The organism is Mucilaginibacter sp. P4_D1 (genome assembly GCF_056401935.1).
In genome coordinates this window covers 71,318-85,056 of the sequence record NZ_JBFUIJ010000005.1, presented here as the reverse complement: position 1 = coordinate 85,056, position 13,739 = coordinate 71,318, and the positions used below count along the sequence as shown (strand labels likewise).

The 13,739-nt window shown below is 42.6% G+C and carries 13 protein-coding genes; 3 read left to right on the top strand and 10 right to left on the bottom strand.

The window, feature by feature from the left end; translation table 11 throughout:
• Nucleotides 1–118: 118 nt before the first annotated feature.
• Nucleotides 119–409: a YciI family protein gene (locus tag AC1DV1_RS07110; RefSeq protein ID WP_477356988.1), complete on the top strand. Its 291-nt coding sequence runs from the start codon at nucleotides 119–121 to the stop codon at nucleotides 407–409.
• Between the two features lie 117 nt (nucleotides 410–526).
• Here the strand turns inward: AC1DV1_RS07110 and AC1DV1_RS07105 are convergent, their stop codons facing one another.
• A complete protein-coding gene (locus AC1DV1_RS07105) occupies nucleotides 527–952 on the bottom strand; it encodes a hypothetical protein (RefSeq protein ID WP_477356986.1) in 426 nt (141 codons plus the stop codon).
• Between the two features lie 86 nt (nucleotides 953–1,038).
• Entirely contained in the window at nucleotides 1,039–1,902 is an 864-nt protein-coding gene (locus AC1DV1_RS07100; RefSeq protein ID WP_477356984.1) for an aldo/keto reductase, read from the bottom strand.
• A gap of 232 nt (nucleotides 1,903–2,134) precedes the next feature.
• Between AC1DV1_RS07100 and AC1DV1_RS07095 the strand changes: the two genes are divergently transcribed.
• Nucleotides 2,135–2,566: a DUF6526 family protein gene (locus AC1DV1_RS07095; protein WP_477356982.1), complete on the top strand. Its 432-nt coding sequence runs from the start codon at nucleotides 2,135–2,137 to the stop codon at nucleotides 2,564–2,566.
• Between the two features lie 159 nt (nucleotides 2,567–2,725).
• Here AC1DV1_RS07095 and AC1DV1_RS07090 read toward each other — a convergent pair whose 3' ends face one another.
• The 5 genes from AC1DV1_RS07090 to AC1DV1_RS07070 all read right to left on the bottom strand — a co-directional run bounded on the left by AC1DV1_RS07090 (nucleotide 2,726) and on the right by AC1DV1_RS07070 (nucleotide 11,408).
• Complete coding sequence (locus AC1DV1_RS07090; RefSeq protein WP_477356980.1) at nucleotides 2,726–3,130, bottom strand: DUF1761 domain-containing protein; 405 nt, start codon at nucleotides 3,128–3,130, stop codon at nucleotides 2,726–2,728.
• Nucleotides 3,131–3,711: 581 nt separating this feature from the next.
• Complete coding sequence (locus tag AC1DV1_RS07085) at nucleotides 3,712–6,438, bottom strand: carboxypeptidase regulatory-like domain-containing protein (protein ID WP_477356978.1); 2,727 nt, start codon at nucleotides 6,436–6,438, stop codon at nucleotides 3,712–3,714.
• Between the two features lie 391 nt (nucleotides 6,439–6,829).
• Nucleotides 6,830–7,786 carry a hypothetical protein gene (locus tag AC1DV1_RS07080; protein ID WP_477356976.1) on the bottom strand — a complete coding sequence of 319 codons (957 nt, stop codon included), beginning with the start codon at nucleotides 7,784–7,786 and terminating at the stop codon, nucleotides 6,830–6,832.
• Nucleotides 7,787–7,932: 146 nt separating this feature from the next.
• Nucleotides 7,933–10,401, bottom strand: a complete 2,469-nt coding sequence (locus AC1DV1_RS07075; RefSeq protein ID WP_477356974.1) for an ABC transporter permease — start codon at nucleotides 10,399–10,401, stop codon at nucleotides 7,933–7,935.
• Between the two features lie 65 nt (nucleotides 10,402–10,466).
• A complete protein-coding gene (locus AC1DV1_RS07070; protein WP_477356972.1) occupies nucleotides 10,467–11,408 on the bottom strand; it encodes a hypothetical protein in 942 nt (313 codons plus the stop codon).
• Nucleotides 11,409–11,528: 120 nt separating this feature from the next.
• Here AC1DV1_RS07070 and AC1DV1_RS07065 point away from each other — a divergent pair, with 120 nt between their 5' ends.
• A complete protein-coding gene (locus tag AC1DV1_RS07065; RefSeq protein ID WP_477356970.1) occupies nucleotides 11,529–12,074 on the top strand; it encodes a CYTH domain-containing protein in 546 nt (181 codons plus the stop codon).
• Between the two features lie 5 nt (nucleotides 12,075–12,079).
• Here the strand turns inward: AC1DV1_RS07065 and AC1DV1_RS07060 are convergent, their stop codons facing one another.
• From AC1DV1_RS07060 to AC1DV1_RS07050, 3 genes are all read right to left on the bottom strand, one after another.
• On the bottom strand, nucleotides 12,080–12,373 hold the full coding sequence (locus AC1DV1_RS07060) for a hypothetical protein (protein WP_477356968.1): 294 nt from the start codon (nucleotides 12,371–12,373) through the stop codon (nucleotides 12,080–12,082).
• 112 nt (nucleotides 12,374–12,485) lie between these two features.
• Entirely contained in the window at nucleotides 12,486–13,310 is an 825-nt protein-coding gene (locus tag AC1DV1_RS07055; protein ID WP_477356966.1) for a hypothetical protein, read from the bottom strand.
• A 158-nt stretch (nucleotides 13,311–13,468) separates the two neighbouring features.
• Nucleotides 13,469–13,654 carry a hypothetical protein gene (locus AC1DV1_RS07050; protein WP_477356964.1) on the bottom strand — a complete coding sequence of 62 codons (186 nt, stop codon included), beginning with the start codon at nucleotides 13,652–13,654 and terminating at the stop codon, nucleotides 13,469–13,471.
• Between the last annotated feature and the right edge of the window lie 85 nt (nucleotides 13,655–13,739).

The following is a 13,739-nucleotide window of genomic DNA, read 5'->3' as shown; positions in this document are numbered from 1 at the left end:
AACATCAAATTTTTATTAGGAATATTGAGGTTTCTGCTGGATTTTTAATTTTATAGCTTTACATCCGGCAAAAACACAAACCAACCTAATCAGTTGATTTTACCAAAATTTAAAACTTATGAAACAATACCTGGTTACCGGTTACGATTATACCGACGAAGGCGCCCCTGAACGCCGCATGAATGTACGCCCACATCACCTTGATGGGGTAAAGGAGCTTAAAGCAAACGGCAATTTTATTGCCGCCGCAGCCTTCTTGAACGACGAGGGCAATATGATAGGCTCGGTAATGATGCTACAATTTGAATCGGAAGAGCAATTAGATGCCTGGAAACTGGCCGAGCCTTACGTAACCCAAAACGTTTGGGAATCTGTAGATGTGAAACCTATTAAAGTAGCGGTTATTTAGGTAGTATCAAGTAGTAAGTATCAAGTAGTAAGACCGCTGCAACGCGCAGCTAATTTAAATATCTTCATCTGAACGTGAAAATCTTGATACTTGATACTTACTACTTAATACTAAGAACTATTCCCTTCCCACTCTCCAGCGGTTCATTTGCCAGTAGCCATCGGTATCTTTAGTGTAAAATGCGGTGTAGCCAATGCCCATCATGTTAAAATCGAACGCAAATTCGGTTACTGCAGGGTCATCGGGTAAAAAATTGGGGAGTACGCTATCGGCAACTAAAGCTATTTGTTCGCTTAGTTCATCTTTATCGTTTTTAACAACTTTAATTTCGGTGCTTTTGATATAATCTTCCAGATTTTTAAACTGGTAATCGGGTATGGGGGCAAATTCGTCCTTAAGTTTGCGGGCGCCGGTAAATGCATCAGCAAGGCTTTGCTGTTTATAAGCTTCCATGGCTTTTAGTAAATCGGGAGCTGATATTTCGGGCACACCATCGGCGCTGGTGGTGTAAAAGCTGTTTAGTATTTCTTCTTTAGTTTTCATGTGCAGGGTATCACTTTAATACAAAACAAAAGGATGCGGTAAAATTAACCACATCCTTTTGCTTTTAGCCTTAAATAGCAAATTAATTACAATTCGCCAAGGCTGTTCAGCACATCCATATCATCTTCAGATAATTGAATGTCGGCTGTTTTCATGTTTTCTTCCAAATGTTTTACGCTGGAGGTACCTGGGATGAGCAATATATTTGGCGAATGGTGCAGTAACCAGCTTAAAGCAACCTGGTGAATGGTTGCGCCATGTTTATCGGCCACGCGTTGCAATATCTCTTCGCCTTTTACATTACCGCCGCCAAGCGGAAACCAAGGGATAAAGGCGATATTATGTTCGCGTGTGTACTCCAGCTCGGCCTCCCATTTGCGGTTATCAACGCTGTACATGTTTTGTACCGATACCACTTCAAAAAATTGTTGTGCCAGTTTTATATCCTGCACACTTACCTCAGATAAGCCGATGTGTTTAATTTTGCCGTCCTGCTGCGCTTTTTGCAACACCTCAAATGATTTTTCGGCCGGCACTTTCGGGTCAATGCGGTGCAGTTGGTACAGGTCAATCCTTTGCAGTTTAAGGCGCTTAAGGCTTCCTTCAAGGGCCTGCGTTAAATGTGCAGGCGATGAATCAATTGGCCATTCATTTGGGCCTGTACGCAACAACCCGCCTTTTGTTCCAATAACCAGGTCGGCGGGGTAGGGTACAAGTGCTTCGGCGATTAACTCCTCCGAAATAAAGGGCCCGTAGCTATCGGCCGTATCGATAAAATTTACGCCAAGTTCAACCGCGCGTTTTAGCACCCGGATGCACTCTTTTTTATCATTGGGTGGCCCCCAAATACCAGCGCCTGTAATGCGCATAGCGCCATATCCCAATCGGTTTATTTTGAAATCGCCCCCTAAACTGAAAGTTTTTTCAAATGAACTTGTTGTAGTTGCCATATTGTTATTGTTGATTATAAGTTGAACTCAATTATGCCCTTATTGTTTGAGTTTTGAGTTTTGAGTTGGCATTATGTTAAATTAAGAATCTTTATCCGAGAAAACCTTGTTCAGACTAAAAAGGTAGCGATTTAATGCAACAGTCTTGATACTTGATACTCGCTACTTGATACTAAACGATACTCGCTACTTGCTACTAAAAAAGCTATCTTTCCATAAAAAATCAACCTTCATGACCGATCAGAATTTTACCAATCACAGGCGTTTAGCACCAGGTTATCATTATGTATTAACGCTTTTGCTTTTAGTCGGTGTTGTATCAGCTATAGTAAATGTAGTATTGCAATGGGGCACCAGCGGACTAATGGCCTCGCTGCTGATATTGCTATTATTTATCTGTTTGCTTTTTGTTTTTATTATGATGCGCACTTTCCCGTTAAAGGCGCAAGACAGGGCCATACGCGCCGAAGAAAGCCTGCGTTATTTTATGCTTACACGCCAGCCGTTAAGCAGAAAACTTAGTATAGGCCAGATAGCTGCGCTTCGTTTTGCAGCCGATGAGGAAATGGTTCAGCTTGTTGAAAAAACACTGGCAGATAACCTTAAACCCGACGAGATTAAAAAAGCCATCCAAACCTGGAGGGCCGATCATCATAGGGTATAAGTTTAAACTCTAAATCCCAAATTCTAACCTCCAAATCCTAAATTCTAAAACCCAAATTCGAAGATTGGGAGTCGGGATATTAAAAGACTGAATTTAGAATTCAGATTTTAGGATTTAGAGTTTGGGTTTTGGGATTTAGAATTTAGAATTTTCATCCCCTTACCTCCAGGCTCCCAAAATAGCGCCCATAAGCGTTAGTGATACCAAACTGTAGCCGCCATTAATAAATATCAGCCGCCAGCTTTTAAGTTCAAACAGGCTCATGGTGGCAATGGCGCTAAATGTCCAGATGCCGGCAAGGGCGCCTGCTGTTGTGCCCCAGGCCAGGTCTGTTTTTGCATCGGCTAAAAAAGCTGCCAGGTTTGCGGCCATGATGAGTGAAAAAATGGCGGTCATTCCAAAAATTTTGAGTTTGTTACCGGCCTTTAAGTCGGCCTCATTGAGTTTGTTATCGGCTACCCAGGCTTTGGCAAACATTATTGGCGAATACCAGATGCCGCCTACTAAAAATGAGGAGAGAGCAGCCACCACAACGGCAGCCCAGTTGATTAATTGGGGATTCATAATGATAAGTTTATGTGTGATTTACGTGTGATTAAAGTTATCTGTTTTTGGATCAAAGAACAAAGCTTTTTTGCGGAATAAGGTGCGTTGATTTTAGGATTTGGATTGGACGAGGCATGGTGGATTTATTTCGGTAGCCAACCTGCAAGGTCTGCGATATAAGCGGTGAATTCTGTGGAGTGAATCCTGAAGCGAGCTACCTATGATAACTTCCGTTTTCGAAGTGTGCAGGCGTGTCACACTGAGCCTGTCGAAGGGTCGTGCGGAGAGGCCTTTGCCCACTATGCTTCGACAGGCTCAGCATGACAACGCTCTTTGGTATGTCATTTCCCCTTCAGAATTTTGTGGGATTTTACCACTCCCTATGACTAATTTGGTTTTACACAAACATCGGCTTTGAACGCGGGCCACGACTCACCCCGGCTGCGCTGGCCGACCCTCTCTCCGGCTGCGCCGCAAAGAGGGTGAAGGCCATTCTTTCATTTTTACAGTTTCTTTTTTCGCCCCTCTATGCGCGAAGCGGAGAGAGGGGCAGACGGGCGTAGCTTGGTCGGGGTGAGTCGACTCGCCGTCATATAAACCTACTTTACATTAAAATGTATTACCTGCCTGCCTAAATTACCATCGCCATCAAGGCCTTCAATAATGGCCCGGTATGAGCCGCGTGCGTCGCTGTTGTAAAAGTTAAAGGTGGCTACGCCATTTTTATCGGTAATTACCTTAGGGTTCCAGTATATGGTGTTTCGGAGGTCGAGGCCTATTACGCTGCTTTTGCCAACTTCGTATTTAGGTACGTAAAAATCTTTTGCCTTGCTATAGCCTTGTACCGCAAACGTAATTACGTTTTGTTTGGGTATCAAGGCCATTAATTGCGACAGTGAAATTTTTTGAGTTTTAATCACTTTTTTGTGGATGATCATAACACCTTTTGTACCGTTTACCCGGTTTATGCCGCTTAAGCCATCGTTCAAAAATATCTCTACCGATTCCACATCATCGCCGCTCATTGATCCCAGGTTGCTAACATCTATCTGGGCGCTGTTGATGTAAATTTGTACGGGCGTTGTTTTGTTGCCCTGGTTATAATCGCGGGTTACATAAAAGTTATTATCGGCATAAGTTAAGCCAAGCGCCATGGTGCTTAAGCAATTAATCAATATAGGGCAGCCTTTAAGCTGGTCGGGGTTTATTTCATGATCGGCCTGTGGGCTTAAGCCTGCAAATGTGCCATAATCGGAGTGGCTGGCTTTTTTAACAACGGCTTTCGCTTTAATTACTACCTCTTTAAGCACCCTCGAACTTTGATATTGTTTATGGCTGTTTTCCAGGTAGGGGCGGATAACGCTATCGATATTCACAATTTCGTCGGCTACATTGGGGTTTTTGTTTACCTTTTGATAAAGTTCGCCGTTAACATTTATCACCATGTTTCTGCCGTTGGGGTTGTTGCGGGCACTCAAGGTGATTTTTGAAGTATCTCTTACCATTACATCCGAAAATTTGAAGTTGCCTGTCATATCGGTGAGGGTTTCGGCCGAAAAATTATTATCGGGTACAATCAGGCGTACGCTGCCCTTGCTAACCGGCAGCCCGGTATTGGTGCGTAATATACCCGATACTTCGATGCCCTGCTCAGGTGCTGTATAAATAGGCGGGTTTTTATCGGCCAGGATGTCCTCATAATTAAAACGGGTATACCCTTGGGTAAGCATCAAAACATCAAGATTATCTGATTTTTCCTGGTCGGGTTTATTAAAATAGTAATTGGGTTTTTCGATGTATCCTTTAAGATCAGATGTAAGCAGGATGTAACTTAATATGGTTTGCTCGTTATTTTCTTCGGATGGGATGGTGGCATCATCCAAAACGGCTACCGAAAAGCTGCCTATTACCGGGGCAGTTTTGTTAAGCGCCGTTACCGACATTTTTACATTTTGCCGAACAGTATATGATGGCTTATCGGTTTTTAAATTAAGGCTCAGCTGATCGTTATGCTGAATAAATACCAGGCGTTGGCATAGCGCGTAGCCGCCCGATGAAAACAACGTGATTTGCAATATACCGGTAGGGAATTTTGCTTTTGGGATAGCTGCCGAATAGCTTAGATCTTTTAACACGGTAGAGGCTGCGTAGTATATAACACCCCCGCTTTGCGCTACAAGATAAAAGCTTTTGTTTTGCTTGCGCTGCAAAAACACATCGTTGGCTGCTATTTTTATGTTAAGATTATCGGCGTCGCTGTTATTAACGGTAAGGCCTATGCCCATGCTTTGCACCCTTGGTAACTTGTATACTGCCGATGAGCCATTGGGAAAGGTAACAGTGGCGGTGTATAACTTACCACTCTCGGGCGTCATGGCAAATACACCCATCCCCAGGTGGGCCGATGTAAATGTGGCCACCTCGGTGCCGGCATCATCGGTTATTTTGCCTTTAATATCGGCTCCCAGGCCCTTGGCGTTGATAGCCTTAAATGCTATTTTGGTGCGCACGCCATTGGTTAACTGGCCACTTTCGGGAAAAAATTGTACATCGAAATTGGTTATAGATCCTGTTAGCGGAAATGTGTTGGTAATAAAATTGCGGTCGCCCATATCAATAGCCGTTACCAGCGATCCTGAAGTAAGGGTTGGTGCGTCATTTTCCGGTAGTTCAACCAATAAGTTACCTTTGGCATCGGTAGTGCCTTTGCCTTTGGCTATGGCGTCGCCGTTGCGTACCAATTGCCAGCTTACTTTTTTATCGGCATAAGGCGCACTTGTAGGGTCTTTATAAACAATATTGGCGTTGAGCTTAATCATGCCACCCTTTTTGCCCGAACTTTTGTAGCTGATAAAGGTATTTACCTTATTATCAATAGCGTTACCAATGTTTATGGTACGGTCATAAAAATACTCGGCATCAAAATTACGCATCCAGTTGGTGTATGCCCTTATGCGGTAGGTGCCCTGTTTAATTGTTTCGCCATCCAGCGTAATGTTTCCGTTGGCAAAGCCGCTTTTTAACGGTAATCGCAAGCCTGCTATCACCGAATCCTGGCTGTTAAGCAAATCCACATAAACAATGCCGCTTAAGGCCGAAGGCTGGTGCTTCTCCACCGTTACATAAGCTTTAAGCCATATGGTATCGCCGGCGGCATAATAAGGCTTATCCAGGTGCAGGTAAACTTTTTCTATCGGAAAGGAGGTGGAATACTTTGCGGTTTTTTCGATAACGGAATTAATAGGGATGCTATCCTGCTGGGCCATTGCGGCTAAGCCAAAAGATAAAAACAGCGATGCTACGAGTAAAAATTTTCTTGATATCATTAATATAATATAAAGCGGCTAACGGGGCTAATATAAACATTTAGGGCTGTTGCATACCGGGCGCACACAGCATTTAACATTTTTTTACAAACTGGCAGGATTTGAACTGTGTTTTACAATGAACGCTTAAAATTAAGCTGCATTGTTTTGCATGGCGAAAGTTAAAGCCATTTGGCAGCATAGCACTGAAAATAACACTATTGTTACTTTTTGTAGTGAAAAATGGCTGTAGCGGAATATTATCAATGTCGTCGGGTTAACGAATGGAAATTGATTTAAATATCGAACACCGAATGTCCAATATCGAATAATGAAAGTTGAATTTCGATGTTCGGTGTTCAATATTCATCATTCGATATTATTTATACTCCTGTTGTTTTTTAAACCCAGGCTATTTGGCAGGTGCCACTTTGCCTTCAACATGTACAGATATCATGCTTGAATGTACAATACCCAGCGTAGAGCCTGGCTTTACATTGAGATATAACTTAAAATAGCTATCCATAATACCACTGGCCATCCTGTTGTAGGTCTGGGCAAATTCGGGACCGCTTATGGCAAGATCAATAAGGGGGATGCCGTAATGCATGCCGCCCTTATCATCAATATACATGGTGAATGAATAATAAAAATCCTTGTACGCTTTGTTGATCACGATATCGTAAGTAGGGTCGAGGTAGTCGTCGGACGGGTCGAAATTGTTTTCGATAGTGGGTTTTGTAGTGCGGCGGCTTACTGCTACCTGTGGGCTGCGGCTTGTAATTTGGGCGGGTTGCCGTGCCGAAAACTGTTTTTTATAATCGGCATTTGCTTTTGCCGCCAGCGAACGGATAAACAAAGTATCCTGCCGGCTGGGGTGCCTTAGTATTGATGTATCGGTATGCAATACATTTTTCACGTAGTTATCGGCATAAAAGGTCATGTACACTTTGGTGCCTTTGATGTCAAGCGAATCGCCTTTTTGCTTAATAATTTCAAGGATAAGACTGTCTTTGGTCATTTTTTGCACCTTTAGCCAGGAGCGTGCGGCATTAAAAATAGAATCGTATCCGCGGGTAAGCGGAAAGTTGATGAACGCTTTTTTGGTAGGGCTGTAAATACTCACCGAATCGTCCGATTCAAATTTAAGCTTCCACTGCGGCTCCAGCTGGTAGCCATATTCGTTAAACGATAGCCCGTTTTTTTGCCTGCGTTTTACTTCAGAATAGTTGATGCCGTTGTAAGGCTTAAAATCTATTAATTCTTTTTTTTTATTACCCGGGCCGCCGCAACCCATTTGTGCAAGCGAGATGAAAGTAAAGAGTATAAAACCAGCCAGTTTTATTGTTTTTATATTGATAGATAGCATACGCCTTAAAGATATATATAATTCAATAAACAGCTAAAACGGACTTTTGGATTTTGAAGGTTTGAGTTTCGGACGAAATATTTCTTCCCATTTATTTCAAAATGGTTTACCAATGAACGAATAAAGCACTGAACTGATGAAATTAACTACTCGCTTTTAAGGCTTTTTATGGGATTGGCTATTGCTGCTTTGACAGTTTGGAAGCTTGACGTAATGACGGCTACAATAAGCATCCCGCCGCCGCTCTCGGCAAATATCCACCAGCTAATGGGAGTGCGGTCGGCAAAGCTTTGCATCCATTTGTTCATGGCCAGCAAGGTTATTGGCGTTACCAAGACAAACGCAAGCAATATTAGCAGTACCAGTTCCCTTGAAAGTAAAGCCACTATCTGGCCAACCGAGGCACCTACAACCTTGCGGATACCAATTTCTTTAGTGCGTTGGTTTGTGGTGTAAATGGTAAGGCCCAAAAGGCCCAGGCAGCTAATGAGAATAGATAATGCGGTTGCCCAGCTAAGCAGGGTAGAGGTGCGTTGCTCGCTTTCATAAAAACGGGCGATATTTTCATCAAAAAAATGGTAATTGAAGTCCTGTTCGGGGTAGGTTTGTTTCCATGCGCTATGCATGGCTGTTATGGCTTTTTCCCAATCGCCGGGGGCGGCTTGCGGGTTTAAGGCAATGTGAAAAATACGGTTAAAATACTGTCCGGGTTGTATAAGCAATATAACTGGCTTAATGGCATCATGTAGTGACGATTGGTAAAAGTCAGAAAGCACGCCAACTACCTGGCGGTGGTCGCCATGAAAGGATATAGCTTTTCCAATTGCCCCTGCCGGGTTTTTAAAGCCAATAACTTTGGCATAAGTTTCATTGATGATCAAGCCGCTCAATGTATCGCGTTGTTCCAGCGTTCGGCCTTTTAATAACTTTAAGTGATATATTTGGGTGTAGTTTTCATCTCCAAACTTAGGTAATACATCTGTTTTAATTTCTTTTTTACCATCGTTGTAGGTGGCCTGCTCCATATCTGTATAATTGGATGCAGGTGCATCTATACCCATGCTTAACTGTTTAACCTGCGGAATTGCCATTAATTTATCCCTGAAAAGATATTGAACCTGAATCGACCGGTTTTGCCATGGAGTTTCAATAATCAGGATAGCATCTTTTTTGTACCCGAGGTTTTTATTTAGCGCGTAGTATACTTGTTTGCTCACCAAAACTGTTACCATTACAAAAAACTGAGCTATAACAAACTGGGTAACGGTTAGTGTTTTACGTAAAAAAGAGTTCGTGTTTTGTGAGTTATCGTTACCCGATTGGTTTTTAAGTACCTGTAGGGTTTTGTATCCAGACAGTACTTTGGCTGGGTAAAAGCCTGCAAGCAAGCTTACCACCACAGTTAAACAAAGCAAAAACAGGATAATGTCCGGATGGGTAAAATCGACCTTAAGCCCTGCCGGTGTAAAGCCCGAAAATGCTTTTAACAAAACAGGACTAACTACGGCTGATATCATAACAGCCAATACTGTGATGCAAAAGGTTTCTAAAATAAACTGGAATACCAGTTGCTTACGGCTACTGCCCAATGTTTTGCGGATGCCTATTTCTTTTGCCCGTTGGGTAGCCTGTGCTGTTGTTAGGTTGATGAAATTGATGCAACCTAACAAAAGTAACATAGTGGAAATTGCTATTAAACCATATAAAGTTGACTTATTGGATGTTGGCCGGTTATAAAATATACCGTACCGACTATCAAAATGCATATCGCCAAGTGGCTGTAAGTGCAACTGGTAAGATGAACGATTAAATTGCTTATCGGCAGTAGTATGTACCTTTAATATTGCATTTAGCTGTTTTTCGATCGATGTAGGATTTACACCTGATGCTGTTTTTATAAAATACTGGTCCCAGGCTAAATTTGTATTGGGGTACCAATCGGTAATTTTATATTGCAGGGTTTTGACTGCCTTAAAAGTGTGATATGAAATAAAATCATGAAAGGCTAGATCTGTGTTGCCGACAGGTTGCTCAACAATGCCAGTAACCACGGAAGTTTGCTGATCATAGTGCCTGTCGTAAATAATTGTTTTACCCACCACTTCGGCAGGCGAAAGGTTGGGAAAATATAGTTTGGCCCTGGCCGTTGTTAATACCACCTGGTTAATTCCGGTTAAAGCCGTTTGGGCCGAGCCGGCAAGCCAGTGATAGTTGAACATATTAAAATAACGTTCATCGGCATAAATCATATCGTCCTGCTCTTTGTAACGCGTGCCGGCGGTTTGGCTGTTGGGGATTACGACATCAAGGTGCGCTATGGTTTCAAAGGGGGCAGCGTTTTCTATCCCAGTTGCTTCTTTTTTTGCAGCATCGGCCAATGGTACAGGCGATGCGCTGCTGTAAGATAAATTGCCATTCAATGTATAAATGGTTACAACGCGATAAATGCGGTCGCCGTCCTCATGAAATTTATCAAAAGTAAAATCAAAATGTACTATGAGGTATATAACCAGTGCGGCGCTTATGCCTACAGATAAGCCGATGATGTTGATGAGCGTGAAAAGTTTATGACGCCAGAAATTCCGGACAGCTGATTTGAGGTAAGTTTTTATCATGGCTGTTAACTGATTATAGGTTTGATGGTTAACGCTAAATTAAAGGGTTTATTGGACGTCTGTCATTAAATTCCTGTTATTCCCTGCACATGAATGTTAATTTCGCTGGTATGCAGCATATTCAATGTTTTGCCCGGTGTAACTTTGAGGTAATGTTTTAAATAGCTGTTCATGACGGCGGTAGATTGCCGTATGTAGTTGTCCTTTAAGGATTGGCCAAGAAAGGGGATGAGCGGCTGATTATAATGCATTTGCCCATCCGAATCAATATACACGCTGAATGAATAGTAAAAATCAGCATAAGCTTTGCTGATAGCAACATCAAAGGTTGGGTTCATATAATCATCAGATGTATCGAAGTGATTAAGCAGATCGCCCTCTGCAACCCATTTTTTTACCTTAACCCGAGGGCTTGTACTGGTTAAAAAAGCAGGCTGCCGGGCTGCAAATGCTTTGGTGTAGTCTTTGTTAGCCGCATCGGATAACGCCCTGATGAAGAGCGAGTCTTTGCGATTGGGTCTTTTTAACATCGTGGTATCGGTGTGCAAGCTATTTTTAATGTAATCATCGGCATAAAAGGTCATATACAATTTTTCCCCGCGGGTATCAACGGTATCGCCATAGGAGTTAATCATTTCCAGTTTCAGGCTATCCCGGTTCATTGCTTTTACTTTGAGCCAGGTACGCGCGGTATTAAAAATGGAATCGTAGCCCCGTGTTAACGGAAAGTTGATGAATTTTCCCTTTGTTGGGCTATAGATACTTGCCGAATCGTTGGATACAAAGTTGATACGCCATTGAGGCTCCATCTGGTAACCATAGTTTGTGAACGAAAGCCCGTTTGCTGTAAGTCGCGAAATTTCGGAATAAGCTACTCCCCATACAGGTTTAAATGATATCAGGTCTTTTTCGCCGTTATGTTTAACAACAGGAGGCTGTTTACAGGCAAGGTCAAAGAATATTAAAAGTGTTAGCAGTAATACAGGTAGCTTGGTTTTTGTTATCATCAGGTAAAGGATTTGGTTTTAAATATAGGTTATTGATTTAATAAAATAATATTTGCCCGCGGTTAAGCTAAAAGCAGAAGGCGCAAAGCCTAAAGCTAAGCCCCGTTAACAGTTAAATTAATGCATAGACTGTTTATAGTATATGATAATTTAAAACCAATAGCCGGCAACATAGTTAAATATATAAAACGCAGATACATGGGAGTTGAAATAGAACGTAAATTTTTAGTTGACAACAATCAATGGCAGCAAATGCCAAAGCCAATAGGTACCTACTTTAGGCAAGGCTATATTTTAAGCGAACCAGGCAAAACTATCAGGGTGCGCGTAACACCTGATGAGGGTTTTATTACCATAAAAGGAGGTACTACCGGCTTAAGCAGGTTAGAGTATGAATATCCAATCCCTGCCGTTGATGGCGAAGAGCTGTTGGATAATTTTGCCATATCCGAGCTAAAAAAACGCAGGTATCGGATTGATGTTGGCGGCAAGGTGTGGGAAGTAGACGAGTTTTTAGGCGATAATAAAGGCCTGCTGGTTGCCGAAATTGAACTGGAAAGCGAAGACGAAAAATTTATCCTGCCACCATGGGTTACCACCGAGGTTAGCGGCGATGCAAGGTATTACAATTCAAATTTATCGGTAATGCCATTTAGCCAATGGTAGCAACATCAGGCGCACTCGGGCAAACCCAGTAAAATATCCGTGTCAGGATCGCCGCTGATGGTTTTAACATATTTGTTGCCTTTGGGGCAAAGGGCCGGTATCAGGCAGGTTTTATTGCCATGCTGGTCAATAATATAGGCTTCACCGTCCTCGTTCTTTATCCAGTCGTAAAGTTTAGCACGTTCGGTTATCCCTTTAACGTTTATTCGCTCGTTAATCCACTCCAGCGAATCAATTGCCACATACGGATTATCGTGCGGCGTTTCATCGGTTTTAATGCAAAGAATACGTACAGCCATGGTTAAAAACTTTAATTAATCAGGTGCGATAAAATTAAAGCAAAAAGAAAAATGCTGAAATAGGTGTTTTAACCCATTTGGGCGTACGTAGTTTTACTTAAGGCAAGCTACGCTACCTGTTGCAATTATCAGTGCTTAGCGCAAAATAAGTAAAGCGTGCCGGTATGGCTGCGGTGCCCTTTACAAAACCGCTTATGGCAAAAATACCGATGTACCGGGGCTGTATTTCAAAGTCCTGGCTTGCCACTTGCTTAAAGGCACCGTTGGGCCTAATACCACCGGCATACAGGAAACGGAAGGTTTTGCCATGCTTCTCGATGCGTAAAGCAGAGTTTTGAAGATTGTTAAGAATAACAGGGCTATTACGCGTGCTGTCGTTTAACAGCACAACCGGGGTATGCGCTATCTCTTCTGGTTTTCCAAAACCGTTGCCCAGGTAGGTAATAGCCTGCACCAATATTTCATGCGGCCGCCTATAGCCGCCAAAGTAATCATTATAGGCTAACGACAGGCGAATGCTTTTGCCGGTAAACGTTGTATCTTCCAGTAGCAAAATACCTGCCTGCTGCCATTCCTGCCGGGGGATAAAATTATCCAGGTGAATTTCGGCGGTAAAGCAATCAGCGCTTATCTTTCGAAGCAATAAATTTGATATGCCGGGTTTAGCATCGGGGCTGGGCCAGTTATCGCCATTAAGGGTAAATAAGGACAGTGCACCTGGTTTCTCGTTCTTTTTGTTCCAGTACAATGTTTTTTTTGCCTGCACAAACCAGCCATTATTGGCAATTGCTTTATCGCTTACATCCCTGAAGGTATCGGTAAATGACCGGGTTGCGGAACGCGGGTATATAAAAAGGGCTAAAATTAAAACTGTCGCCAGCCCTGCAAGCAACACTACAACTTTGCCGGTTGGCTTTATAGCGGTTTGTTGTTGCACCGTTTGCTGAAATTGTTTGCGGTACAGGAACCAATAAGGGTGATGACTTTCGTTGTTTTTGCGCTGAATTTCGGATATGCGTGGTGCTTTAAGTACGTAGCGGGCAAGGGTATCTAATGTAGCAGTTGATGGGTTTTCCTGCTTTGCCGCGTTGCCATCTAAAATAAATTCGAATAATTTTTAACACTCTTCCAGCCAATGGTGAGGCCTGTTTGTTCCTCCACATTATTACAGAAAATCTTGCTTTCTGTTTCGGGGATAATGTCGGTAAGATGCCGGCCAAAACATTTTTGGTAAGCTTCCTTAAATAATGCCGCGAAAACTGAAAAATCTGATGTTGTCATAAAGTGTTGATTTGTAATTTTTTGTAATTCCGGATTCAGAATTACGCCAAAATTACGCTGCAATTACGCCCTTCTAAAATACATC

Excerpts from the sequence above, each read along its gene's own strand:
- AC1DV1_RS07110 (WP_477356988.1), top strand. The coding sequence starts at position 119 with ATGAAACAATACCTGGTTACCGGTTACGATTATACCGACGAAGGCGCC.
- AC1DV1_RS07085 (WP_477356978.1), bottom strand. The coding sequence starts at position 6,438 with ATGATATCAAGAAAATTTTTACTCGTAGCATCGCTGTTTTTATCTTTT.
- AC1DV1_RS07090 (WP_477356980.1), bottom strand. The coding sequence starts at position 3,130 with ATGAATCCCCAATTAATCAACTGGGCTGCCGTTGTGGTGGCTGCTCTC.
- AC1DV1_RS07065 (WP_477356970.1), top strand. The coding sequence starts at position 11,529 with ATGCATAGACTGTTTATAGTATATGATAATTTAAAACCAATAGCCGGC.
- AC1DV1_RS07050 (WP_477356964.1), bottom strand. The coding sequence starts at position 13,654 with ATGACAACATCAGATTTTTCAGTTTTCGCGGCATTATTTAAGGAAGCT.
- AC1DV1_RS07100 (WP_477356984.1), bottom strand. The coding sequence starts at position 1,902 with ATGGCAACTACAACAAGTTCATTTGAAAAAACTTTCAGTTTAGGGGGC.
- AC1DV1_RS07060 (WP_477356968.1), bottom strand. The coding sequence starts at position 12,373 with ATGGCTGTACGTATTCTTTGCATTAAAACCGATGAAACGCCGCACGAT.
- AC1DV1_RS07095 (WP_477356982.1), top strand. The coding sequence starts at position 2,135 with ATGACCGATCAGAATTTTACCAATCACAGGCGTTTAGCACCAGGTTAT.
- AC1DV1_RS07075 (WP_477356974.1), bottom strand. The coding sequence starts at position 10,401 with ATGATAAAAACTTACCTCAAATCAGCTGTCCGGAATTTCTGGCGTCAT.
- AC1DV1_RS07080 (WP_477356976.1), bottom strand. The coding sequence starts at position 7,786 with ATGCTATCTATCAATATAAAAACAATAAAACTGGCTGGTTTTATACTC.
- AC1DV1_RS07105 (WP_477356986.1), bottom strand. The coding sequence starts at position 952 with ATGAAAACTAAAGAAGAAATACTAAACAGCTTTTACACCACCAGCGCC.
- AC1DV1_RS07070 (WP_477356972.1), bottom strand. The coding sequence starts at position 11,408 with ATGATAACAAAAACCAAGCTACCTGTATTACTGCTAACACTTTTAATA.